The 24,321-nt window shown below is 70.5% G+C and carries 19 protein-coding genes; all 19 read right to left on the minus strand.

Features of this window, described 5'->3' with window-relative positions; translation table 11 throughout:
* Window positions 1–31 precede the first annotated feature (31 nt).
* From ACYVF6_RS45360 to ACYVF6_RS45450, 19 genes are read right to left on the minus strand one after another with little or no spacing between them, the layout of a single operon-like run.
* Entirely contained in the window at window positions 32–2,143 is a 2,112-nt protein-coding gene (locus tag ACYVF6_RS45360) for a caspase family protein (RefSeq protein WP_460533164.1), read from the minus strand.
* Window positions 2,144–2,162: 19 nt separating this feature from the next.
* Window positions 2,163–2,567 carry a hypothetical protein gene (locus tag ACYVF6_RS45365; protein ID WP_460533167.1) on the minus strand — a complete coding sequence of 135 codons (405 nt, stop codon included), beginning with the start codon at window positions 2,565–2,567 and terminating at the stop codon, window positions 2,163–2,165.
* A gap of 45 nt (window positions 2,568–2,612) precedes the next feature.
* On the minus strand, window positions 2,613–7,538 hold the full coding sequence (locus tag ACYVF6_RS45370; RefSeq protein WP_460533169.1) for a S8/S53 family peptidase: 4,926 nt from the start codon (window positions 7,536–7,538) through the stop codon (window positions 2,613–2,615).
* 28 nt (window positions 7,539–7,566) lie between these two features.
* Entirely contained in the window at window positions 7,567–8,361 is a 795-nt protein-coding gene (locus ACYVF6_RS45375; protein ID WP_460533172.1) for a hypothetical protein, read from the minus strand.
* The gene (locus ACYVF6_RS45380) at window positions 8,358–8,639 is read right to left on the minus strand and encodes a hypothetical protein (RefSeq protein ID WP_460533175.1); all 282 of its coding nucleotides are present in this window, start codon (window positions 8,637–8,639) and stop codon (window positions 8,358–8,360) included. Before ACYVF6_RS45380 ends, ACYVF6_RS45375 begins: the two co-directional genes overlap by 4 nt.
* Window positions 8,640–8,663: 24 nt before the next feature.
* The gene (locus ACYVF6_RS45385; RefSeq protein WP_460533178.1) at window positions 8,664–9,272 is read right to left on the minus strand and encodes a hypothetical protein; all 609 of its coding nucleotides are present in this window, start codon (window positions 9,270–9,272) and stop codon (window positions 8,664–8,666) included.
* A 9-nt stretch (window positions 9,273–9,281) separates the two neighbouring features.
* The gene (locus ACYVF6_RS45390) at window positions 9,282–9,776 is read right to left on the minus strand and encodes a hypothetical protein (RefSeq protein ID WP_460533181.1); all 495 of its coding nucleotides are present in this window, start codon (window positions 9,774–9,776) and stop codon (window positions 9,282–9,284) included.
* Between the two features lie 38 nt (window positions 9,777–9,814).
* On the minus strand, window positions 9,815–11,071 hold the full coding sequence (locus ACYVF6_RS45395; RefSeq protein ID WP_460533185.1) for a baseplate J/gp47 family protein: 1,257 nt from the start codon (window positions 11,069–11,071) through the stop codon (window positions 9,815–9,817).
* The gene (locus tag ACYVF6_RS45400; protein ID WP_460533188.1) at window positions 11,071–12,984 is read right to left on the minus strand and encodes a baseplate J/gp47 family protein; all 1,914 of its coding nucleotides are present in this window, start codon (window positions 12,982–12,984) and stop codon (window positions 11,071–11,073) included. Before ACYVF6_RS45400 ends, ACYVF6_RS45395 begins: the two co-directional genes overlap by 1 nt.
* Window positions 12,981–13,424: a GPW/gp25 family protein gene (locus tag ACYVF6_RS45405; RefSeq protein WP_460533191.1), complete on the minus strand. Its 444-nt coding sequence runs from the start codon at window positions 13,422–13,424 to the stop codon at window positions 12,981–12,983. The genes ACYVF6_RS45400 and ACYVF6_RS45405 overlap by 4 nt, the downstream gene beginning before the upstream one ends.
* Window positions 13,425–13,439: 15 nt before the next feature.
* Window positions 13,440–14,138 (minus strand): hypothetical protein, encoded by a 699-nt coding sequence (locus ACYVF6_RS45410; RefSeq protein ID WP_460533194.1) that lies wholly within the window; start codon window positions 14,136–14,138, stop codon window positions 13,440–13,442.
* An 8-nt stretch (window positions 14,139–14,146) separates the two neighbouring features.
* Window positions 14,147–14,560: a hypothetical protein gene (locus ACYVF6_RS45415; protein ID WP_460533197.1), complete on the minus strand. Its 414-nt coding sequence runs from the start codon at window positions 14,558–14,560 to the stop codon at window positions 14,147–14,149.
* Entirely contained in the window at window positions 14,560–15,264 is a 705-nt protein-coding gene (locus ACYVF6_RS45420) for a phage baseplate assembly protein V (RefSeq protein ID WP_460533200.1), read from the minus strand. The genes ACYVF6_RS45415 and ACYVF6_RS45420 overlap by 1 nt, the downstream gene beginning before the upstream one ends.
* On the minus strand, window positions 15,261–16,259 hold the full coding sequence (locus ACYVF6_RS45425) for a hypothetical protein (RefSeq protein WP_460533203.1): 999 nt from the start codon (window positions 16,257–16,259) through the stop codon (window positions 15,261–15,263). The genes ACYVF6_RS45420 and ACYVF6_RS45425 overlap by 4 nt, the downstream gene beginning before the upstream one ends.
* Before the next feature lie 2 nt (window positions 16,260–16,261).
* Window positions 16,262–18,271: an RHS repeat domain-containing protein gene (locus ACYVF6_RS45430; RefSeq protein WP_460533206.1), complete on the minus strand. Its 2,010-nt coding sequence runs from the start codon at window positions 18,269–18,271 to the stop codon at window positions 16,262–16,264.
* Window positions 18,252–22,262, minus strand: coding sequence for a hypothetical protein (locus tag ACYVF6_RS45435; protein WP_460533209.1), 4,011 nt, complete (start codon window positions 22,260–22,262; stop codon window positions 18,252–18,254). The genes ACYVF6_RS45430 and ACYVF6_RS45435 overlap by 20 nt, the downstream gene beginning before the upstream one ends.
* A 3-nt stretch (window positions 22,263–22,265) precedes the next feature.
* Window positions 22,266–23,330: a hypothetical protein gene (locus ACYVF6_RS45440; protein ID WP_460533212.1), complete on the minus strand. Its 1,065-nt coding sequence runs from the start codon at window positions 23,328–23,330 to the stop codon at window positions 22,266–22,268.
* A complete protein-coding gene (locus tag ACYVF6_RS45445; RefSeq protein ID WP_460533215.1) occupies window positions 23,327–23,803 on the minus strand; it encodes a hypothetical protein in 477 nt (158 codons plus the stop codon). Before ACYVF6_RS45445 ends, ACYVF6_RS45440 begins: the two co-directional genes overlap by 4 nt.
* Window positions 23,803–24,303, minus strand: a complete 501-nt coding sequence (locus ACYVF6_RS45450) for a hypothetical protein (RefSeq protein ID WP_460533218.1) — start codon at window positions 24,301–24,303, stop codon at window positions 23,803–23,805. The genes ACYVF6_RS45445 and ACYVF6_RS45450 overlap by 1 nt, the downstream gene beginning before the upstream one ends.
* Window positions 24,304–24,321: the final 18 nt, after the last annotated feature.

The raw sequence follows: 24,321 nt of genomic DNA on the forward strand, positions 1-24,321 counted from the left end.
CCCCGGCACAACCGTGGAAACCGCCCGGGCCCTAAGTCCGGACAATTCGCCGGCGGAAGAGCGCGTTCGCGAGGTAGATCAGCGCACAGGTGAGGCTGACAGCGGACGCCAGTGAGCCGAAGCCGAACCCGTCGTCGTCGGTCGCGACCAAAACCAGCACGGACACCGCCAGCACGACAAGCACCAGCGCCGACACCACCCCGATCACCGGCACGCCGCGCAACCGGCGCCGGCGCCGTCGGTACAGGAAGCTGCCGGCGCCGAGTGCCGCCAGCGAGAGCAGCAGGAACAGGTTGCCTATCCAGCCGGTGAGGGCCAGGACGATGGCGTTGTCCGCATACACCGGGAGACAGGCCATGAGTGCGCCGAACACTGCTGCCGCGATCAGCCAGGCCGGCTGGTCCCTGCTCTGCCCGGAGAGTCGCACGTCGTGCCGAACGGTGCCCAGCAGGTAGGTCCAGAGGCCGGCGATGGCGAGGACGACCGCGACGCTGGCCACCCAGAACTCGTTGTCCTGAACCAGCCAGAGAGCCATGATCAGCGCCTGCCCGTGTACGAAGATGGCGACCACCTGCGCGGGTAGGAGCGTGGCCCGGTTCTGCCTCCGCACCCATCGGAAGCCGGCGAGGCCGGCAGCGACGATACCCGGAGTAACCGTGTAGACGATGAGCCAGGTTTCGACGCTGGTGAGCGGAGTCTCTCCGTCGCTGCCCGCCGGGAGGAAGAGGCTGCCGAGCCACAGGAGGGCTCCCGCAAGCAACCAGCGCGGATCATCCGGTGGCTTGGCAGGCGCGGCGGTCGGCTCCGGCCCCCGCTCTTCCACAGATGGGGTCAGCTCGGTCTCGCGCCGGCTGCTGATCACCGGCGCGGTGGACCGGCCCGGCCGGGCCGCGCGCCGGGTTTTGGGGCGATCGAGGGCGGCCTGTTGCTCGACGGTCAGCACCACCGGCACGCCGCCGCCCGCCCAGCGCAGCTGGATCTCCGCCTCGCCGGCAGGTGCGTCGACCGTGGCCTGGACGACGAGTTGGTCGCCGGTGAGCGTGGCCGTGACGCCTTCCGGAACGGTGTCGAGTGTGGCCTCCAGCGCTACCGGCGGTCCGATCAGGCGTACGGTCGCCGAATCGCCGCCGCCCACCAGGCTCAGCGTCTCCGGCCGCACCCCCGGTGCGCACGCGGCCAACGCGGCTCCGGCTGCCTCCCGGACGCGCAGCGAGTCGTCCTCGGCCAGCTGGAGCAGTGCCGCGACCGCCGCCCGGGCCATCGGCAGGTCCGTTCCGGCGGCGCGGTCGCGGAGGTCGGTGGCGGCGCCGAGGCGGGCGGCGGCCACCGGACTCGCGAGCAGTTCGCGGATCTCCGTGGGCAACGCCGACACCGATGCGCGCGGGCCGCGTGGGCTGCGGGTCACCCGGAGGTCGCCGCTGGCGCCGAACGTCCAGAGATGTGGTGTCTGGGGCCGGCCCGCCTGCTGGATCCGCTGCCGGATGTACTCGAACAGCTCGGAAAGTCCTACCCAGCCGTCGCCGTCGCGGTCGGCGTCGCCGTCGGCGATGCCTGCCCGCATCGCCGAGGCGAAGACCGACGGCTCCACCTGCGAGTCGGTGAGCCGGTCGCCCTCGAAGGCGTACTCGATCGCGCTCGACGCTGTGATCACCGCCCGCGAGCGAGCACCGCCGCCCAGCGCGGCGAACGCGTCGCCCACCTGTGGGTCGCCGGCGGCGCGCGCCACCATGCCGCGCGCGAACGCTCCGCCGTAGCAGCAGTCCAGGAAGATCACCGCGCCCGCGGCCCGGCTGTCGTTCAGCAGCGAGCACAGCAGCTGCGCGGACACGGCGGTCGACTGCAGCCGGTTCGGCCGGGTGTCGTGAGCGGCGAAGTAGAGGTTGCCCTTCGGGTCCTTCAACCCGTGGCCGGACACGTAGAGCACCACGATGTCGTCTGCCGTCGCTTCGGTGAACAGGTCCTCGAGGGCCAGCCGCATCTCCTGCGCCGAAGGGCTTTCGAGCCTCGCTACCGAGAACGGCCCGATCCGCGGGTCGGCGAACAGATCGCCGAGCTCGACCGCGTCCCGCACCGCCGACGGCAGCTGAGCCAGCTGGCCGTCGGCATACGTCGAAGTCGAGACGAACAGGGCCGAGCGAGCCATGCCCCCACCTCTCTTCGCCCTATTCGATGCGTTCCGGGCCAGTCGTGGATGCCAGCCAGGCTTCGACGAGCCGTGCGGTGGTCTCCTCGTCGGCGGCCGCGAGCTCCAGTGACTTCTCGCCGAACTGGATCTTCAGCGCACCCGCGGACGTCGCGAGCCCGCGGCGGCGGCGCTGCCACGCGCGCAGCACCGAGAGCAGCGACTGGACGGAGACGACCATGGCGGGAATGGAGACCAGGATCGCTTGTACGGAAGCGGCTTCGAGCCCTCGGGAGCCTTCTGGTGCCGGCCCTCCGGGGTCTGGCTCGACCCGCGCGCTCGGCACGTGCTCGACCTCCTGGACGAGCGACCGCACCGCATCGTCCAGCGCGGCCGGATCGGTGTCGAGCTCCTCGACCAGGACCCGGAGCCGGATCTCCGCCATTGCTGTTCTCCTCGCGAGCCACCCCTCGATATCGATCCTAGGACGTCAAACCACCGCCGGATGGCGGTTCGCGAAACCGGCGAACGGAACTTCCCGCCCGCTTCCCACGAACACGAGGGCGATCGCCTGCGCGGGGAACTGGAACTCCGGTGCGATCCCGAACACTCCGCCCTTCACCTCCACCCGCCAGCGCCCGGCCGGTGGCGTCCGCACCACCACCTGCTCGACGTTGTCGACGACAGGACCCAGCGCGGCCGCGGCCGCCACCAGTCCGCTCACGCCGAGGTTGGCCGGGTCCCACTGGTTCCCGCGGTACTCCTGGCCGGCCGGCCCGGCCGGCGGCGTGACGTGCAGGGTCACCGGATGCTGGATCGTCGCCCCCGGCGGGTCGTCCCAGGTCAGCATCACCCGCAGCACCTGGGTGCCCGCGGGCAGCTCGAAGTCGTACGTGAGCGTCGATCCCGGCCCGACCGCGTCGTCCCTTGCGTGGAACGTGACCGGCGCTGTCGGCGCCAGCGACTGCCGCAGATCCAGCCGGCCCCAGCCGAATCCACCGGCGAGGTTGGGTGGCGAGGCGGCGGGGGCGAGGTTCGTCGCGCCGTTCAGCAGGGTCGCCCGCACCAGGGCCGCACTCGGCGCGTCGTACGCCAGCCGGCTACCGGTCCGGGTGACCGCTGTCTGGCAGTGCCGCAACGTCTCTCCCTCCGACTCGACCCAGGTCAGCCAGAAGTACCGTCCGGTCCACGCCAGCGTGAAGTCGCGGACGTTCGCGGTGGCCGAGCTGATCGCGTGGATCGGCGCGGGCGTCGCCACCGCACCGGGAGGCGCACTTGGCGGCGGTGGGATCTGCACTCGACGGCCGTGCTCGTCCAGCAGGGTGAAGTACAGCGTGCGTACGCCACCGGCGCTCGGCTGGCCGATGAACGCCAGCCCGAACCCGGGGCTCCACAGGTTCGCCACCTGAGCCGCAGTCGCGTTCGCCCCCGGACTGGCCAGCGGCTCGTCGAGGAACGTGCACACCACCTGCGGGTCGGTCGCCTCGGTGGCCGGCTGCCAGCCGGGCGCGGCCGGAAAGATCACCTGGATGTCCCGCCGGGCCGGGGCAGGCGCCGGCAGGTTGGCGAGCACCGCGCCGTCGCGGCCGAGCCGGCTGACCCAGACCTCCCACGGATTGGCCGCCGCGGCCCGGAACTGGAACGCGACCAGGTGCTGACGCTGGCGGGCGGCGGCACCGGTGAGCCCGACCGGTCGCGGCGCGATCGCCGCGTTCGTCGACTGGCCGGCGACAGCGGTCAGCTGGACCGCGGCCTGGGCGGTGAACGCTCCGGTCGCGGCGTTGCGCCGGCTGCGCGCGATCCGGGACTGGTGCACACCTGCGTTGTCCTGGTCGGCGAACGCGGCCAGCACGAGGTTCTCCTCGTGGACGTACTGGAACCAGCCGTGCCGCGCGGTACGCAAGGAGTGGCCGGTCGCGACAGGAGGCACCAGGTCGTGGTCGGCCGCACCGACGTCGGCCAGCGTCGCGGCGTTCAGCGTCGCCAGCCGGATCCGTTCGGAGACGAACAGCCCGGACTGGTATCCGACCAGGATCCGGGCGTTGGCTCCTGGTACGAAGCCGAGCTCCGGCGTCTCGGCTCCGCCGGCGTCCTCGCGGGTCTGGTGCGGCGCGAGGCCGGCGATCGGAGCACCCTGCGTGTCGAGCACCTGCACGGTCGCCTTGCCGATCAGTGGTGCGGTCACCACGACGAGCTGTTGCCCGGTCCACAGCATCGAGTGCCGGTCGACGTCGGCCGTTCCGGCCAGTACGACAGCCGGTGCCGGCACACCATCGGCGGAGGTGCGAACCAGCTCCGCGACACTCAGGCCGGCGGCTTGCGGCGTCTTGCGCAGCACGAACCGCTGCCCACCGGCCCAGCAGGCGCTCACGGCTTCCAGGGAGGGGCTTGCGGCATAGGGCGCCAGGATGTGGTTGACGTAGGCGCCGGCACGGATCATCGGCGTGTTCGGATCCGCCTGTGCCTGCAGGGTTCCGTCGGGTGTGATGACGAGGGCGTACGCGCCGCGCCGGTCGCTGTTGATCTCGTCCTCGCTCTGCCACACCACGGTTGTCGTGCCGTCCGCGGCGACGGTCGCCGCGAACCCGGAGGTGGCCAGCGGACTGTCGGAGACGCGCAACACGTTGCGGAGCAGGGGATCCTTCGGATCGGCAGGTATACCCGCCAGCGGCGTACCGGCGGCGTCGAGGATCGTCGCGTAGACGTCGAAGAGCGCGGCCGCCGCCGAGTCCTGCGTGTCGTCCTCCCACACCAGCACGCCGCCCTGCACGGGATGCGGTGCGACGAACGGCCGGCGGCAGGTCCGCCCGGCTGGGATGGAGACGGGCGTCAGGAGGTTCCCGGTCGCCACGCCGTTGGCGTCGAGGAAGCGCAACCGGATCACCGCGCCGGCCCCGCCGATCTCGTCGCACCAGGCGAGCAGGTAGCGCCGGCGGCCCGGATCCCAAGCCAGGTGAGGCTCTCGCAGCACCGTGGCCTGATCGACCAGCACCGTCGAGGCGCCGATCGGCGCGCCGGCCGCGTCCAGCCGCTGGAAGCGCAGCCGATTGTGCCCGGCCGTGCTGGAGTCGACCCAGGCGAGTGCGAACCGCGTGCCGTCGTGGGCGATCGCGCCATGCGGGGAGAGCTGGCTCGCCGCCCCGAGGTTGCGTTCCGGTCCGACGGTGGCACCCGTGGTCGCGTTGAACAAGCGGAATCGCAACGTGCCAGGCCCATCCTCGACCCAGGTGACCGCTGCCTGGTTTCCGACGACGAGCAGCCCCGGCGGACGCTTGGCTGTCGTCGACGCCCCGTTCGTCACAGCCACCGTTCCGGCAGTCCCGAAGGTGGCTTCGACGCTGAGGTCGCGTTTCAGCCGTCGAAGCTGAACACCGGTGGCCTTCTGCCGGTGCACGACGAGCGTCGCGTCGCCGTGCCGGGCGACCCGTGGCGACGAAGTAGCGCCGACGTCGGTGCCGATCTGAACTGGGTTGGCGTTCACCGGTACGAGGGTGCTCGCGGTCCGGTTCGCCATCAGCCGTACCGCGGCGGCAGGCACGACAGGTGTGAACCACGCCAGCAGCAGCCCGTCCGCGTGCGGGCAGGCGACGGGCAGGCCGAAGAACTGCGTCGGCGGTGGGGCGGCCGCGGATGGGACCTCCTCCAGCAGCCGTGGCCGGCGCAGCAGGCGGAAGAACGTGCGGTAGTACTGCCGCACCAGCAGGCCCGCGCCGGTGACGTGCGGCGTGGCCTGGCTGGTCCCGTTGAAGAACGCGTAACGGTTGGGTGCGCCGCCGGGGACGGAGGAGGACCCCATCGAGATGATGTTGGTGCCAGGGGCGACGAGGTGCGGCGCGATCCGGCCGGTCGGCGCGAGCGTTCCGTTGGGCAGCCTCCGCGTCACGTTGCCGCGGTTGCTGAACAACGCGATCTCGTTCGCCTGGTCCGACATCGCGAACGGCAGCGCATCGGCAGCCGTGAAGCTGGCGTGGCTCCACCGGTTGGCGGCGTTGGGGAACGCCGAGGTCCGATAACCGGTGGGATGACCCAGGTTGTTGCGGACGTTCTCGCTCGCGCCCACGCACAGGATGTTCTTGGCGACCTGCTCGGGTCGAAGCGCGCGCATGTCCATCAGGCCGTCGCCGCCTGCCGGCTGCAGGTCCTCCTCGTCGTTGTGGGAGCAGAAGAGGACCAGCACGTCCGGGTGTGCGAAGCAGACGCGATCGAGTTGGGTACTCGACGTCGCGGTGTACTCGTTGCCTGTGGGCCCGATGCCCTGCCGCCAGGAGTCGTTGTGTGCTCGCGCGCCCGCGCGGTAGGCGATCATCAGCTGCGGAACGATGGCGTTGGTCAGCGGCTGCGACACGACGAACGCCGCGGGTGCGACGCCGGCCGTGGTCACCGGAAGCGCTTGGGCAGCGGCACCGGAGCCGTTGCCCGCGATGATTCCCGTGACGTGTGTGCCGTGGCCGTTGGTGTCGATCTGCAGGAGCCCACCTGCGTTGATCACCCGGCCCCGGATGTCGACGTGCATGGTGGCGAGTACGCCGGTGTCGAGGCCGGTGTCCATCACTCCGGCGATCTCTCCGGCGCCGTCGAGGTCGACCAGGAACTGCCTGCCGCCGAAGGCCTGGGCCACTTGGTCGGCGGCCACGATGACCCGGCTCCGGTCGAGGCCGGGGACCGGCGCGCCGTAGCTTTCCAGAGATGCGACACCGGGAAGACGGGCGATGGCCAGCGCCTGGGTCGCGTCGGCCTGGGCGACGATCGACCAACGGTCGAGGATCTGAACCGTGGCGCCGGTCGTGGTTATCCGGGCCTGGAACTGCTCGGGATCGATGTCGTCGAAGAGGCCGATCAGCAGGTTGCCGCCGTCAGCGGATGGCAAGGCGGCGGGCGAGATCTGTAGCTCGCGCAGGGTCGCGGTGGTGAACGGCTGTCCGCGGGTGGTCAGGTTGAAGTCGACGGCGTACGCGGGATGGTACGGCCCGGACCACACCACGAACCCGAGCTGGGCAAGCGCGGGCCGAACGTCCGCGGGAAGGTTGAAGACCACGCCTTGCGCGGGAATCTCCCGGACGGCCACGCCGCCGAGCGAGACGATCTCGTCCAGCCAGTGCGGCTCCGGCGGTGCCGCGAACAACACCAGCCAGTACGGCTGCTCGGCCGCTGCCGTCAGCTCGGGTGCCGGCTCCGGATCGCCTTCGGCGGGGTCGAACGTCAACGCCGGCAGCTCCAACGTCTCGGAGTCGTCGATCCGGTGGGCGACGATGCCCTGCTCGCCGAGGCGCTCCAGCTGAGCGTCCGTACAGGAAACCCACAACGCCTCGCCAGTCTCGCGCAGCACTGTGAACTCGCGCTCGCCGAGATAGGCGAGCTGCTGCTGCCGGAGGTAGTTGTCACTGGAGAGCCGCAACGCTGCTCTGATCCGCGACATGATGGTTTCCCCTTACGCTCTTGCGTTTCTAGGCGTCCACGTCGATCCGGACGTCGACCGGGTGGCCGGGACGTACCGGCTGGCCTGGCGTGCTGACGCGTTCGATCGGCTGGCCTTCGTCGTCGTGCAGGGCGCGGCCGACGTCGAGCCGCAGCCTGGCCTTGACCTCGACGACCCGATCGTCGTTCACGTCAGGGTCGTCTGCCTCGGCTTCCTTGGGCGCCGGCGTGCCGGTCAGCTCGATCGCCTCGGTCGTCACGATCGCGGAGTAGTCGCCGTCGGAGTACTCAGCCGCGCTCGCGTCCGCCACGTCCGTCAGCTCGAGCGTCAGCACGGCGAGCACGAGCGCCTCGGCGCCCTCCAGCGCACCGGCGTCGGCGCCGGACAGCACGATGCGGACGACCTGGACGGCCTGGAGGTTGGTGCGGACGGCGATCACGGAGTAGCGCACGCCGACGTGGGTCGAGCCGGTGACGTCACGGCCGGCGAGGTCGAGCGTGAACTGCTTCGGATCGGTGTCGCTCCAGCTGACTTCACTGTCCCGCAGGGTGATCCGGCCGAGGTCGCCCTGCAGCCAGACCCGTCGCGGGCCGAGCGCGGGCGGCTGCGTCAGCGCGAACGGACCGGCCGGCGTGGCCGCGTTCAGCGGCAGCAGGTCGAACCCGTCGTGCGACCGCGGCTCGGCATCGGCCGGGCTGTGCGGCAACGTCTCGACGGTGAGCGCCGCCCGTTCGACGGTGAGCGACACCGGGGGAGAGGCGCCACCGAGCAGGCCTGGAAGCCTGGCGCGCAGCAACTCGTCGAGCGCGGTCCGCAGGCTCATTCGTCCTCGCCGCTGTCCGTGCCGGACTCGGGCCTGGCGGACTGCCGCTTGCGGACGAGCTTGCCGCGCTTGACGTCGAACCGGTAGTTCTCGTGTATTTCCAGCGGACTCAGCTTGACCACGCCGCTGCCCGCCGGTATCTCGACGACCTGCAGGCTGGAACCAGGTGGGACCGGCGGGACCTCGGGCAGGTCCGGGTCCATCGACGCCGGTAGCACGTCGGCCTGCATCACCGACTGGATCTCGCCGTTCTCGTCATAGGTGACAAAGGTTCTCATCGTGCCGACCTTTCTCGTTCTGTGTTACGCCGGTCCGCGCAGGGCCCAGACCCTGAGGTGGATCTGGGTCGCGGCGGACCGGAGGTTGGTGAGCAGGAGGTAGGGAGACGAGAAGAACCGCCCAACCTGCGCCTCATAGGTGTAGTACTGAAAGCTCCAGGTGATGTAGCTGTCGTTCACGGTGCCGTGTGGAAAGGCGAGCAGGTTGTAGAAGCGGGGGTTGCTGTCCAGGAACTCGCCGGCGAAACCGACAAGGGCAGTCCCGCTCCCGGCGATGCTCAGTGCGCCGTTGTAGGCCAGAAAGCCGTCCAGCTTGACGGTTCCGACGGCTGCGTCGGCGATCCGGTCGGTTGTCACCGATCCGACCGCCAGCTCCGCGGTGGTCACGTTGCCGTCGGCGATCTTGGCCGTCGTCACCGCGTTCGCGGCGATCTGGTTGGGGCCGACGATGTTGTTGGCCAGGGTGCCGGAGATCGTGCCGGTCACGGTGAGGTTGCCGGAGACCGTGCCGCCACTCTTGTTGAACTTGTCGTTCTCCAGCCGGATCAGCTCGTTGATCGCCTCGTTCCAGTCGGCCGAGCGGATCGAGTCACCGCGGCCCTTGGGATACGGGTTTGCCGGTGCGTATGCCATCAATTCCTCCTAGAACTCCACGTCCCACAGCAGGGTGAGCTTGAACGCGTCCGTCTTCGTCACCGGCTCGAAAACCACCCGGTTGTACATCACTCCGGCCGTCGCGGCGTTGAAACTGCCGGCCTCGCGCAGCGGCGCGGCTCCGTTGGCCTCGCCGAAGTCGAAGACCGCGGTCAGGATGACCCGGACCCGCGCGACGGCGTTGCCGCCGGTCCCGTCGACGAAGTCCTCGTACCGTCGCTCGCTGATCGCCGCCCGCGTACCGCGCTGGGCGATCAGCCCTGCCTGGGTGTCGGCCGGTACGGTCCCGTCCGTACCCACGCCGATGAAGCCGATCTGCGCCGGCGTCGGACCAGCTGTGCCACCGGCGAACATCTGCGCCACCATGAGCCGGCCGCTCTTCACGATCCGGTTCCGGTACCGCTGTTCGTTCACGATCCGGCCGTCCTGGTCACTCAGCCGGACGGTCAGCGCTCCGCGCGGATCGATCCGTTCTGTCGTCATCGCTTTCGTCAGCTCCCGTCAGTTCCTGTCAGGTCCCGTCAGTTGAATCCGTGGTCGGTGTCGAACGTCGACACGTCGAACGTGCCGCCCAGCCTGATCCGCTCGGTCAGGTCCTGGCTCTCCCGGCTGCGCTGCACGCTGCCGGCCGTCAGCTCCTCACGCAGCCGCGTGTTCTCCGCGATCCGGTGGGTCAGCTCGATCCGCAGCCGTTCGGTCGGCTCGAGCCGATCCCTTGCCTGCAGGGTGAAGTGCACGCTGCCCTCGACGCCGGCCGCCCGGGTGTCGTCGACGACTTCCTGGATCGACTCGCGCGGCAGGCCCTCGAACACGAACAACTGGCCGGTGTAGCCGTGCCGCTCCCGAAGCGCGTCCACGACGGCCTGCAGGTGATAGGGCACGTGGACTTCGAACGTCAGCGGCCGGGCCCGGCGCCAGCGCAGCTCGGCATGCACGTCGGGCGGCCCGAACGCGTGGTCGTCGAACACACCGATGTCGAACGGCGCACCGGAGACCTGGATCCGCCACTGGCTGCGGCCCTGCGGTACGAACGGCAGCGGCACGGGCGTGGCGCCGTCGAGCGTGGTGAAGGAGCCGGTCACGTCGTCCAGGCCGAGCGCGGCACGCAGCATGCCGTCGTCGTCGGCCCGCAGCGTCAACGTCGAGCCGTCCGGGATGAGCAGGTCCTCGGCACTCATCAGCCCCGGACCGTCGAGCCGCTCGACGCGCAGCGACCAGCCCGTGCCACTGGCGAAGGTAAGTGTGAACTCCGGCGGGTTCGCCTGCACGGTTGCCGAGTCCACCGTGAGCACCAGCTCGCCGCGGTCGCCGGTGACCGCGGTGTCGCCGACCATGCGTTCCGGCCCGGCGGTGTACTCCTGAACGGTGACGAGTGCGTCCAGGTCCGCGCGCAGTGCCTCGGGCAGCGGTATCGACTCGAGATCGAACGGCAGCCCGAGCGCCGAGCGCACCGCGCCCCGGACGGCTCGTACGGTGCCGCCACCGGTGAACATCGGCACGACCGCGCGCAGCCGTTGCCGGAACGCCTCGTCGGGTTCCGGCGACCCGTCCAGCAGGCGACGCCGTTCGACCGAGAAGATCGCCGCCAGCCCGTCGAGCCCGGCGCCCGTCGCGTAGGCGACCCAGTGCGACTTCAGCAGCCGCTTGACGCCGTCGTCGGCGATCGTCAGCTCGGCGCCGATCACGTCGAGCAGCCGGTAGAGCAACGCGGCCGGATCCCTTGCGGCGTACGCCTCCGGGAACAGCGACGTCAGGTGCCGCGTCTTGGCCAGGGTCATCACTCACCGTCCGGCAGGATGATCGTGACGGCGGCCTCGGTGAGACCCGGGTAGACCGCGGCGGAGACGACGACGGTCAGGTCGGGCAGGTGCTCGTCGCTGTTGTACGAGGGATAGTCCGCCGGCGACAACCCGACGGTCGCGGTGTGGTCGCCGCCGAACGTGGCACGCTTGACCGTCCGTCCCACCGGTGCCGCCGGCCGGTCCGGCGTCTCCTTGGAGCGGGCCTTCACGGTGACGGACAGGTCGAGCGCGAACGTCGTCAGCGGCGCGATCTGGCCGGTCCGGTCCAGCAGTGTGATCGTGAGGGTGTGCGTGTCGCCCCCGCCGTCGGCTGCGCTGACCGACGGTCCGGCCAGCAGCACCACGGCCAGTTCGCCGGACGCCGCCCGCACCACCTCGGTCGGGCCGACGATGAAAGGGTCGGTCACCGGGCCGGTCTCCTCCGGCGGATCCTGCGCGGGCACGGGCTTGGTGTAGGTCAGTACGCTCTCGGCGACTTCCGCCAGGCCGGGCACGTCGTACGCCAGCGCCGTGAGGCGGCGCAGCGACAACGGTTCGGCGATCGGCAACTCGTTCAGCGTGGCGACCACGCGTTCCAGCAGCACTCCCGCGGCAGTGAGCTGCGCTCCCGGCTCCGGAATCGCGTAGAGCGTTCCGGACAGGCGGACCTCGTTGATCCGCTGGATCCGCGCGACCACGCCCGCCGCTCTCGTGCTGTTGACGACCTGGTCGACCTGAGCGCTCACCGCAGCGTCGTCGTCGCCCGCCCAGCGCACCCAGACCTCGCCCAGCGGGATCGTCTCGTCGGCCGCGTGGTCGGTCACGGTCACGCCGCTGACCCCTTCGATGCCCAGCAGGGCGAAGCGAATCGCGTCGAGCGTGGCGTTGCCGGCTCGCTCCAGCGCGTGCTTGGCGCGCTCCCGGAGCTGGTCGTCCGGCTCGGCCTCCTCGCCGCCGGTGAGCGCGGACTCGTTGGTGATGCCGTCGATGCCGGTGGGTGGCGTCGGCATCACGACGATCGTGTCGGGCGCGGCGTTTCCGTCTGGTCCGGGCGCCTGCGCGTCGATCGGAACCGTCACGCTGCGCGGGCGGTACCTGATCCGCAGCTCGGCCGTGACCGACGGGTCGACGTGCAGCAGGCGAGGGTCGGTGTCGAGGGTGTTCTCCAGCGACGGTTCGGTGTCCGGGTCCGCACTGCGTGGCCAGACACCGACCACCTCGGCGATCCAGTTGGTGACCGTCACGGCGCCGGCCTGCGGCAGCCGGAACTCCTCCAGGCTCGCCTCGATGCCCGCGGCCTCGCTGGTGACGAACACCCGGCCCGCCCGGTCGGCGACCCTGGTCTGCGGCGGGATCGGGATCCGCAGGTCCGTCGCCCGCTTGCGGAAGAACGTCACCGTGCCCTTGGCCGCCTGTGCGGGCTTGCGCGGGACGCCGAGCAGCGCGACCACGTTGTCCAGCGCGACTCCGGTCGCCTGGTCGATGAACGCGCGCCGGTACGCCTCGTCCATCTGGGCGTAGAGCGTCTTCATCTCGTACGCGACCGCGCGCAGCAACGTGCTCACCACGCTGCCGGCGTTGAAGTCGGTGAGCCCCGCCGGCCGGTCGCGGTAGGTGTAGTCGACGTCCAGCCAGCTGCCGGAGTCCGGTCGTTCGGTGCCGGCCCACACCAGGCGGTTGCCGCGTACCTCGTAGTGCTGGCCGGCGGCGAAGACGGTGTACTCGGCGTGCGACAGGCCCGCCACCCGCGTCACGGCGTACGTGCCCGACGGCAGCTCGAACGACGTCGTGGTCTCCGACACCAGGAACCGCGTGCTCGCCGGCTGCTCGACACCGTCGCGGATCCGATCCTCCAGGCCGGTGACGAGCTCGGGAAGGGTTACGGAGAAGGGATGTCCCGGATCGATCACGCGGTCACGCTCCCCAGTCGGACGTCATGCACGAGGTTCAGAGGGTTCGGCTCCGAGATCAGCAGCACGTCGAGCGACAGGCGTACGACGTCGCGCTCGCCGGGCAGCACGGTCGCGGTGACCGTCCGTACCTCGGCGACCCGGGGGTCCTGCTCGATCGCCGCGCGTGCGTAGGCCATCAGCTGGATCCGCGTCCGTTCGTTGTTGGGCTGGCCGATCAGCTCGTGCAGCCGCGAGCCGTAGGCCGGGTAGCCGAGCCGGGCGAGCTCCTCACGCCGCACACGTAGCCGCATCGCCAACGCCTGAACGATGTTCTGCTCACCGGTGGTGAGGCGCAGGTCGCCGGCCGGGCCGGCCGCGAGGTCGGTGCCCACGTCGACATCGCCGGTCACACCGACCAGCTCCAGGTCGTGCCCCCAAAGCTCGGAGCGCTCAGCCATCGGTTCTCCTCCCCTTCATGCCGTCACGTTGACCGCCAGCGGTGCACTCTCGTGCCCGACGGCGGTGTTCTGCAGATCGAAGACCCGGGCGCGCAACTGGTAGGCGCCGACCGGAAGGCTGCCTGGCAGCGGTCCGGTGTAGCGGACCTTCGGCGGTGCCGGATTCCCTTCGAAAACGAGGCTGTTCGGGGCCGGCGTGAACGGCACGGTCGTCGATCCGGAGGTGAAGGTGAACGTGTAACCGACGCGGTTGTTAGCCTGGTAGTCCGGCTGGGCCCAGTTCACCGGAGCCTTCGCGGCCAGGACCGCGCCCGCCTTCGACAGGTTGGTTCCCGGCGCCGTCGGCTGCAACAGCGTCGCGGTCAGAACCGTCACCAGGCAGGGAAGTGGCGTATCCGGTGGACCTCCGGCCAGGCCGGCTTCGGTGACCGCCTCGATCGCCGCCTGGTTCTCACCGGCCACGTCCTTGGCCGTGAACGTCAGTACGTGCGTGCCGATCTCGAGCGGTTTCGTCACCTCGGTCTGCGGATTCGCCGGCCGGTGCAGCGCCGCGTCGGTCACGGGATCCGGCGCGACGTACAGGCTGGAGTACCACGCGAAGAACAACGAACCGGCAGGCGTGGAGTCGACCCGCCCGGCCAGCGGTACGGCTGCCGCGCCGGTGAAGACCTGGCCGTTCGACGGCTTGGTGATGGTGAGGTGAACGACGCCCATGCCTGCTCCTACTGCCCGCTCGAGCTGAACGTCGCCGATCCGCCCGAGGGCAGGATCACGGCCTTGTCGCCGACAACGCAGATCGCGATCTGGTTGGCCTTGACGGTCGGGTTGTTCGAGCTGGGTAGCACCATGCCGGGCCAGGTCGGCACGTTGCCCTGCATCGCCATGCCCTGCGTGACGATCGCCTTTCCGTTCGCCTTGACGGTCTGGTTGAAGCTGTTGATGACCCAGACCTTGGGGCCGGGGTCGGTCGGTCCGGTCGGTGGCGGCGGCAGGTTGACCGGCGGTGCTGTGCCGTGCTGCGGCGAGCTCGGTGCCGAGAGCTGGATGAGCGCTTCCTTGCCGTCGACAAGGACCTTGTCCTTCAGGTCCAGCGGGCCGATCAGGCTGAGGTTTCCCTTGAGATTGAGCTCGCCCATCACGCCCCCGTGATCTCGTGGCCGCTGATCGTCGTCGAGCCGCTCGTGCCCTGGACCTTCAGATCGCCCTTGACCGTCACGTCGCCTTCCACAGTGAGCCCGTCGCACTTCACGCTCACCGGTACGTCGGGCGACTCGAGCGTGATGCCGTCCTCGGCCAGCGTCAACGTGATCTTGTCCTTGACGGTGATCCGGATCGTTCCGTCCGGATCGAGCAGGATGCGTGCGGTGGCTTCGCTGTGGTCGGCCTTGGTGACCTCGCGCTGCAGCTGGATGCTGCCGTCGGCGGCGAAGCGCAGCTGGTTGCGCGTGTCGTCGGGGACGCGGTGCTCGAGGATCAGCTCGCCGTCGGCGTAGATCGGAGGGTGCTCGGCGGCGTGGTAGAGGCAGGCGATCACCACCGGCTGCGCGAGGTCGCCGTCGAGGAAGTCGACCAGCACGAGGTCGTCCACTCGCGGGGACGCGGCGAAGCCCGGGATGCTCGTACACACAGGGATCCGGTGCAGCTCCAGGTCCTCGTGCTTGAGCCGGACGTCGACCTCGTAGTTGTTCTCGTCGTCCTCGGCCTCGTGCGGATGCGTGGCGGTCACCACGGCGAGCCGGCATCCCCTGCGGGTGGCGAGCTCGGCCCGGGCGACCCGGCGCATGATGTCGATCGTTCCGGTCGACGGTCCGTTCGTGTGGCCGTTCGTCGGGACAGTCACAGCAGGCCTCCGACCGCGCCCAGCAGGCCGCCGCCGCCCGCACTGGTGCTCACCGACAGCTCGGTCGTCCAGCCATGTCGGACGTCGAGCACGTGCCGCAACGCCCGGACGTACCCCGAACCGGTCAGGCCCGCGGCGAGATCGCCGTCGGCGCCGACCAGCTCGCCGAGCTCGGCCTGCGGCCTGCCGAGCACGCGTAGCCGGATCGACTGCCTGGTTCGCTGTTCGACCGCTGCCAGCCCGGCGGCGAACCGGTCGGCGAGGTCCTGCGTACGAGCGGCCGGGTCGAGCACGAGCGCGTCGGAGCCACCGTCCGGCCGGCCCGAGAGCTCGTCGATCGTCAACCAGTGCACGGTGTTCTCACCGCTGTCCGACGCCGGGCTCTCGCCGCCGACCGCGGCCAGCAGGCCCGGCTGCCGGCTGGTGCCGGTGAGCGCGAGCACGTCCTTGCCGTAGGTGTAGGTGGCCGCGCCGCCGCCCGTGTCCGGCGCGTGGAACATCAGCTTGCCTTCGCGGTTGGCGTAGAGCTCGAAGCCGAAGCGGTCGGCCAGTGCCCTGGCGTGCACGTAGCCGGACACGGTCTTGTCGACGGTGTAGGCCGGTAGCACCTCGCCGGCGTCGATGGTTCCGGTGTCGAGCCCGGCCTGGTCGGCCAGGTCGCTGACGATCGCGCCGGCGTCCCGGCGTTCGTATCCTGCGGAGGTACGCAGCCGGAGCAGCGCGAGCGTGCCGCCGAGCGCCCACACCTCGGCTCCGGTCAGCCCGGGCCGGACGGAGGTAACCGTCCCGGTGAAGGCCACCTCGGTGTCGTCGTACCCCAGCGACAGCTCGACCGGATCGCCTGGCGCGACGTCCACCGCCTGCCCGAAGGTCACGCGCAGCGCGTCGGCCGGTGTGTCCATGTCGCGTTCGACGACGATCCGCGTCGGCAACCCGACCGGCGACTCGGTGTCGGAGCTGAAACCGCCCATGGTCAGGGCGAACTGTGGGCGCATGGTCATGGCACCTCGTGTGCGAACGCGTCGCCCTCGAGCCACGAACCGTCGTATCCGTTGGCGATGATGTCGATCAGGTAGACGATGAGGTAGAGCGGCCCGAACCAGCCGTACTGGTTGGTGTGACGCAGCTCGTGCTCGTAGATGCTGGTCGCGGTGCCGGTGTGCTTGCGGTTCAGGAAGAACACGTTTCCGAACGTGATGGCCTGGAAGCCGGCCGCGCCGTCGCCGAGGGTGCCCATCCAGCCGCCGATGAAGACCAGGGCGAACGCGTTGAGGTTGCCTGACGCCGCCGCGTCGAATCCGACGGCCTGCCAGCTCTCGGCGGTGCCGAGCGCGGACAGGATCCAGCGGATCGGCTCGGAGATCAGGCAGGTGATCTCGATCAGCATGCCGAACAACGTGTTCGGCAGCGTCCAGATCGCACCCAGCAGGCTCAGCAGGAACCAGCCGAACGACCAGTGCCCGTCGGGGTCGAAGCGGTTCACCGGATCGTTGCCGCAGAAGGCGTACCTGTCACGCAGTGCCGGCTGGTTCAGCCAGGCCGGCAGCCATCGGGCGCGTTCGCCGGCCTGCCGGGCACCGGTGCGGAACGGGCTCACCAGCCGGGCGTCGTCCGGCCGGGCGGTGTGGTTGTCGGGTGTGAGGAAGCGTCCGAGCGCCGGGTCGTACCACCGGGCACCGAAGTCGTAGAGCCCGAGCTCGGGATAGTACGTGCGCCCACCGAAGACGGCGGCGTCCTGCAACGGCTCGCCGAACGGCCCGTAGCCCAACTGGGCAAGGAGTTCTCCGGACTCGCCGGTGACCGCGTGCACGGTGCCGATGTGGTCGACGCGGAGGTAGCGCACACCCTCTGGTGTCAGCTCGGCGAGCAGGCCGTGCGGTGTGCGCACCGGAATCCGTACGGGAGCGCCGTTCTCGTCGGTGACGGCGAGCAAGGTGCCGTCGGGGGCGTAGAGGTAGCGTTCGGTCCGCTCGGCCGCGCTGCCGAGGATCGCCAGCGCGAGCCGCCCGGCGTGGTCGTAGGCCATCCGGCCCACGGTCACGCTGTCGCGACGTACCTCCACCAGCTGGCCCGCGTCGTCGTAGCGGTAGGTCAGGTCGCCGTCCGGCCGGCTCTGGTGGACGACCCGGCCGTGCCGGTCGTAGCTGAGCCGCACCGGCTCGGGAAGCACACGATCGCCCGTCGCGTCGTAGTCGTACTGCCAGCACACGTCGCCGGTCGCGCCGGACAACCGCCCGCGGTCGTCGTAGCCGAAGCGCAGCTTGCCGTCGGTCGCCAGCCGGCCGTCGGCGGTGTACTCGTAGGTGTGCCCTGCCACCCGGAGCGGCCGGTGGTCGACCTTGTCGTACTCCGCCACGTCCGGCAGACCGTTCCCCAGGGCCCGCCCGGCCAGCTCGACCGACGACCAGGCGCCGGCCTCCCACCGGTGGCGCAGCACATGGCCGCCGGGCGTGCGCAGCTCGCACAGCCGGCCGTCCGCGTCGTACGAAAGCTCGGCGGAGATGCCGACCCCGGCAAGGGTCTGCGTCACCGTCACGCCGGCGCCGGAACCAGTGTCCGCGTAGGCGTAGGACGTGCTGATCGCGCCGGCCCGCGCCTCGGCCAGCCGGCCGTCGCCGGTGTAGCGGTAGACGCTTCCACCCGACCTGCCGTGCGTGGTGCGGCTGAGCCGGCCGTCGGAGTCGTAGGTGAAACGATGCGGCACGTCGCCGTCGTCGACCGCGGTCAGCCGATCGGCGTCGTCGTAGCGGTAGCAGGTGCGGAGGCCGTTGCAGTCGGTCACCGAGCTGAGCCGGCGCTGCTCGTCGTAGCCGAAGCTGGTGCACCTGCCGTCGGCTTCCACGATGCTTCGCAGGTCGCCGTTGGCGTCGAAGTCGTAGCGATGGGAGTGCTCGCCGGCCTCGCGGGCGCGCCGCTCCGCCCGCAGCATCGCGTCGAGGCGCTCCAGCGCCGGCCGTTCCCGTTCCGGCGGAGTGACCGCCACACGGTCAGAAACTCGCAGACGCACTGACCTCACCTCCGACCGGAATCGCGTCGAGCATGTCGTCGAAAGCGTTGGCGACCCGCTCCAGCTCGAGAGCGAAGCTGGTCCTGAGGTTGTCGAGCACGATCGACAGCCGGTCGATCAGGACGACCAGGTCCAGCCGTTCCAGCCGGTCGACCACGGTCTCGAGTGCGTTGCCGGCCGCCGTCACCGTGGCCTGCAGCTCGGCGATCAGGGCCTGGACGTCCTCGACCAGCTGGCGCAGCGGCTGGTCCAGCACGCCGGCAAGGGCATCGAGGATCTCGTCCACGCGTGCCGCCAGCGTCTCCACCGCGGCGGTGTACGACGCGTCGACCCGGGACGCCAGCTGCGCCGGGTCCACGGCGTCGAACACGTCCAGGAACGGCTGGAACAACTCGGTACGCAAGCGCGGGATGATCGCACCCGGGTCCAGGATCGCGAGCTTCTCGTGCAGCGCCGTGTAGAGCTCGTCCAGCGCTGCCTTGACGACCAGCGGGCTGATCTGGCCGAGGGCCTTGCGGACGGCTTCGAACAGCCTGGCGACAACGGGATCGAGGCCCGCGCGCACCCTGCTGACTCCACTGACCAGACGACCGATCGCGACGTCGAGATGCTGGGTGCGGCTGGACGGCCGGAGCGAGACCAGGCCGGCGAGAATCGCGGGCAGGTCCAGCGGTTCGGCGCCCCGCAGGAACTCGGGAACCAGCCGTTCCAGGCCGGCCCGTAGCCGCGCGTACGACTCCGCCACCGGAGCCGGATCCAACCCCGCCACACGTACCGAGAACCGGGCACCGATCTCCGCGTGGAGCTGCCTGGGCGCTTCGAGGTCGATGCCGGCCTCGACGGAGACGAACGCGGCTCGGGTCGCCTCGACATCCTGCTGCCGTTCGGCCGGCGCCGAGCCGGCCTGTAGCTCGAAGCGCTGGTGCAGGCTCGGCAGGCTGACCACGGCGTTGAGCAGCACGTCCGGCGTCGTCGCGGTGAAGGCGTCCCTGGCCTGGACGAAACGCGCGAGCAGCCGGCTCGGGTCGGCGTCGTCCAACGCGCCGACGCCCAGCCGCAGCGCGTTCATCGCGCCGACCACGGCATCCTCCGGCAGCTCGGCCACCAGGTCGACGACCAACTGGTACACCTCGTCCAACGGCCGCAGCAACGCGTTCACCTGTTCGCGGACCGGCTGGTAGAGCAGGACTTCGGGCAGTTGCGTGTCGGGGTCGCCGAGCACCGCGTCGGTCATCGCCTCGATCGCCGGCCGCAGTCCGGCGACGAACGTGGCGAGTGGCTCGGGCAGGTTCAGGTCGTCGAGCGCGTCCAGGATCGCCTGCCTGGCCTGGCCGAGCAGCTCGTGCTGCTTGGCGTCCAGGGCCTCCAGCGCGGGGCGGATGTCGAGCAGGTCGAGGACACCTTCGACCTGCGACCACACCTCGGAAAGCGGGCCGAGCCAGCGTTGCGGATCCAGCAGTTCGGCCGCCGCCCGGAGCTGGTCGTACGTTCCTTGCAGCGGCTCGAGCAGCCGGCCGGGCCGTAGCGCCTCGAGCGACTCGGCGACCGCGTCCGCCTGCTCGCGCAGCGGTGCCAGCAACGCGCGGGCCGACGCGCTGCCCACGGCCTCCGTCGCTTCGTCGAGGGCCGCTCGCAGCGGTTGCAGCAACGCCGTGGGATCGAGCTGGCGGAGGACGGTCATCAGGTCGTCGAGCACGCCGCGGATCGCCAGCAGGGCCTGCCGTACCAGCGCGTCCAGCTCGTCGTATCCCGCGGTCAGGCCGACGACGACCTCGCCGCGTACGTTCAACGCGCGCAACGTCGCGAGCGCGCCCTGGATCGCCAGCCGTTCGACATCGGACAGCGACTCGGCACCCATCGCTTTCAGCCGGTCCCGGACGTCGCCCAGCTCCACGACGATCTCGTCGGTGACCGGCGTGAAGCGCAACTCCTCCAGGCTCCCGACGAGCGCGTCGAGCTGGTCCAGCTGGGCGGCGGCGCCCTCCGACAGCGACGTGACGAGCTCACCGGCCTGGTTGGCGACGTAGCCGAGCTTGGCCAGCACGTCCTTGACCGGAAGAGTCGGCGTGTGGGCGCCGAGGCCTTCCAGCGCGGTGCGAACGCCGTCGACGAGATCCTCGTCGAGCTGTTCCTGGACGAACGTGTCGAGCTCGGCGAACGCCTGCTCGATGCTGGTCACGATGTCGTCGATGCCGAGGTCGTCGATCGCGCCTTTCGCCTGCGTGAGCAGATCGTCGATGGCGGCCTCGACGTCCTCCAGCGGAATCTGGTCGATCAGCTCGCGCAGCTTGCCGACGAACTCGGCGAGGACGTCGCGGACCAGCATCAGCGGCGAGGAGTCCACGACCTGGTTCACCGCGTCGGCGAACACCATGCCGCGCCGGGTCACCTCGTCGGTGTCGAACAGCCGCTCCACGCCGGCGGCGACACCTTCGAGCACCGTCGTGATCTCGTTGCTCAGGTCGTCGAACGTCAGCACCCCGGCGGTCGCGTCGGCGGCGGCGTCGAGCAACGGCTGGATGGAAAGGACGGCTTGCCAGTCGAAGCTGTCGACCGCCGTACCGAACGCGTTGTAGACGACCGTGACCGCGGAGACGGCGGTGCCGGCCGCGGTCCCCAACGCGTCCAGCGCGGCCCGCAGCCCGGCGTATGCGGCAGCGTCGGCGGGATCGAAGCCGTCCAGAGCGGAAACCACCGCCAGGTAGGCGTTGGCCAGTGCCGTGAGCGGCGCCTGCAGCTGCGGCTGCAGGTTGATGCTCTGGGCGGTGACGGCGATCTCGAGCGCTCCGGACAGGTGCGTGCGCAGGTCGTCGAGCAGGCCTGCCGGGAGGCCGACGAGGTTCTGGGCGAGGAACGGCAGCAGGTCGTCTACGTGGTCGGGGAACGAGGTGCGCAGCTGCTCGATCGCCGCCAGCGCCTCGGTCAGCGTGGCCACGTCGTCCAGGTCGAGGATCTCGGCGACTCCCGCGCCCAGGTTGGTGGAGAACCCACCGGACACGTCGGAAAGGATGCCGAGCACCGACTCCAGCACACCGGCGCCGCCGGACTGGGCGAGCAGCGGATGCTCGTCCAGCGTCTGCCGTACGGTCTGGTAGGCCTCGCCGATCGACTCGACGAACTCGATGTTCGCCGGCCGCAGCACGCCGTCGACCCGTTCGAGGGCGGCCGGCAACTGCTCGGTGATGCCGCTGACGTCGACGTCGGCGCGCTGCTCGATCCCGCTCAGGGCGCCGGCCACGCCGGCCAGCGGCGAGTCCGGGTTGTCCGGAGCCAGGCCACGGACGGCTTCGACGAACGTACCGGCCTGCGTGGCCGCGCCGGCGTTCGCCGAGGCGAGCTCGTCCGCACCCGGCAGGCCTCCCGACAGCTGTCCCGCCACGCCGTCGCTCAATGTGCCGAGCAGTTCGGGAGCCTCGCCGGCGGCACCGGTGAACGAGTCGAGCGTCTCGCCCAGGCGGGCGGTGGGGTCGCCGAAGTCAGGCACCGCGGTCAGCAGGTCGGTGAGCCCGGCTACCTGGTCCAGCGCGTTCTGCAGGTCGTCGACGAAGCCGAGCGCCTCGGTGTCCAGGAGGCTGTCCAGGTCTCCGAAGTCGCCGAGCTCGGTGCCGAGCAGGCCGGCCTCCGGCGGCTCCGGCGGTTCGATGTACTCGACGACGCGGCAGCGGAAGCCGAACTCGTCCAGGTGTCCTGCCCGCTGCGCCACTTCGAGCGTCTCGACGACGACCTGGGCGACGAAGCTCTCGCCGACCGCCTCGGCGAAGAAGTCCAGAGGCTCGCCCGCCAGTTGCGCGTCGCGCAGCTTCTGCACCTGGTCCGCTGCATCCGGCCCGTAGCAGGCACCTGCGAAGCTCACTTCGACGCATGGGCGTCCGAGCACCTGGGTCACGTCGCCGGCCATGCCGGGGACCGGGTGGCGGACCAGCCGGGTCCGTTCCCGTACCGAGACGTCTGTGAGGTTGTGGACGCTGATCCCGCCAAGCTCGACTGCCACGGCTCACCAACCCAGTCCGTAGGTCCGCTGGAACTCCCACTCCAGTTCGTCGCGCAGCCGGCCGGCGACCTCGTCGGCGATCGTCGCCACCAGTGCCTGGTCGGCCTGGGCGTCGATGCCGGCCGGCGCGTACGGCCGCGACTGATCGGCGGGATCGGCCGGCGGTGCGGTGGCCGATCGCCCTGCCTGGCTTGGCGAAACGCCGGCGGCGGCCGGCGGCTGTTCCGTCCCGCTGCCGTTGCCGTCGATACCGTCCGTACGGTCGACGCCGTCGGCACGCAGGACGGAGGTGAGCTGTGCGATGCCACGTCCGAGGCGGGTCACCGGGAGTTGTGGGGTCGTGGAGCCGGGCTGCTGCCGGACCGGCTCCGGGTGTCCGGCGAGCACACCGGACGATCGTGTGGTCGCGGCAGGTACAGCCGGTGCCGCCGGCGTGGCGGCGCTCGGGAGCTCGGGCGTGGATGCGGAGCCCACAGGGATCCCGGCCGCCGGCAGATCCGCGCCGGCCAGTCGGCTCCTCACCCGCGGTGGTATGTCCGGTTCAGCGGCGGAGGTTCTCGGCTGCGCTCGCGATCCGGCTTCGCCGGCTCCGGCCGTCGCGGCCAGATCATCGATCCGGGTCGGCGGCCGGCCGCTGCTCACCCGTCCACCGTCGCCGGCCGCGCGGAACCGGCCGCCGTGATCGTCCTGCCCGGCAGGCGGATCCGGGCGTCGTGCTCCGGCCGTCCGGTCCGGCACCGGACCTGCCGGCGTCGCGGTCTCGAGGGGCAGCTCCTGCCGAGTGGTCATTCCCGGCCACCGAGCCGCATCGCCCGCCGTCGTGGAAACCCAAGCGGGCTTGGTGTTCGAGCCGAGCGTTCCCGGTGTGGTCGCGTTGCCCATGGCGATGCGGGCGTCGCGCGGAGCCTCGGATCCCGGCAGGTAACGGCCGAACAGCCGGTCCAGCTGGGCTTCCGGGTCCTCCAGCGCGTCGAGCGAAGCCGGAACGTCCAGCACCGGCAGCCGGAAACATCGGGCTGTCGCGCGCGTCACGGCTTCGGTCCGCAGTCGCCATGGGTCCTGGTTCATCGGGCGCTCGCCTGGTCGTACTCCACCAGGTGACGTACGCCGGCCAGGTAGATCGCCACCTGGCCGGGGGTCAGCCGGCTCACCTGCTCCGGCGTCCAGCCGAAGTGCCTTGCCAGCAACAGATGTGTCGCGCCGAGAGCGCTGCGGGCGGCGTCGTCCACGCCGTCCTCGGTGCCGAGGCCGGAGATCTCGTTGATCCGGTCCAGCAGGTACTGCACGAGTCCGACCTGCAGGCGGCGGATGTCGTCGATGCCGAGCTCCGGTTCGAGCAGCGACTCCTTGAGCATCAGCACCGGGATCAGGCCGGCGTCGTCCCTTGCCGCCTTGGAGATCAGGTTCAGCGCGGCCAGGCTGAGCGGCCGCAGCTTCACCATCCCGTCGGCGGAGTCGCCACCAGGGTTGAGCAGATGCCCCGGAACGACCACCTCGTGCACTACCCGGCTGCCGGCCAGCAGGTCGCCGGCCGACAACATCAGGCTTCCTCGAACGCGATACGCAGTGCCTGGAACGAGACCCGTTCCATCACGAAGTCCTCCAGTGGAACGTGGTAGTTCCAGCTGTCGAACTGGACGCCGAACAGCGTGACCTTGGAGAACGAGTCGGGCGACGCCGACGACGTCAGGTTGGCCACGATGTTGAACGCCGGCTGGACGAAGTTCGCCGACTCGGGTGGGCTCACCGCACCCTGGCCGAGCAGCAGCCGCAGCAGCGCGCCGTTGATGTGGGTCCGGTCGGCCGAACCGGAGACGCTGACCACACCCGGTCGCAGGTGCGTGGGGTAGCGGCTGCCGATCTCGTAGACCGCGCGGACGTCGCTCGTCACCCGGATGACGACATCGCGCAGGCTGCCGACCGTGTTGCTGAGGTCGTACTGCTCGACGATGCCGCCGGCCGCGGCTCCTTCTGGTGCGTTGCTGTCTCCGACGCTCACAATGAGGCTGGCGTCGATGGCCCGGTACACGTCGTTCGCCATCTCTGGTGTTCACCTTTC

It is taken from the genome of Flindersiella endophytica (assembly GCF_054779015.1).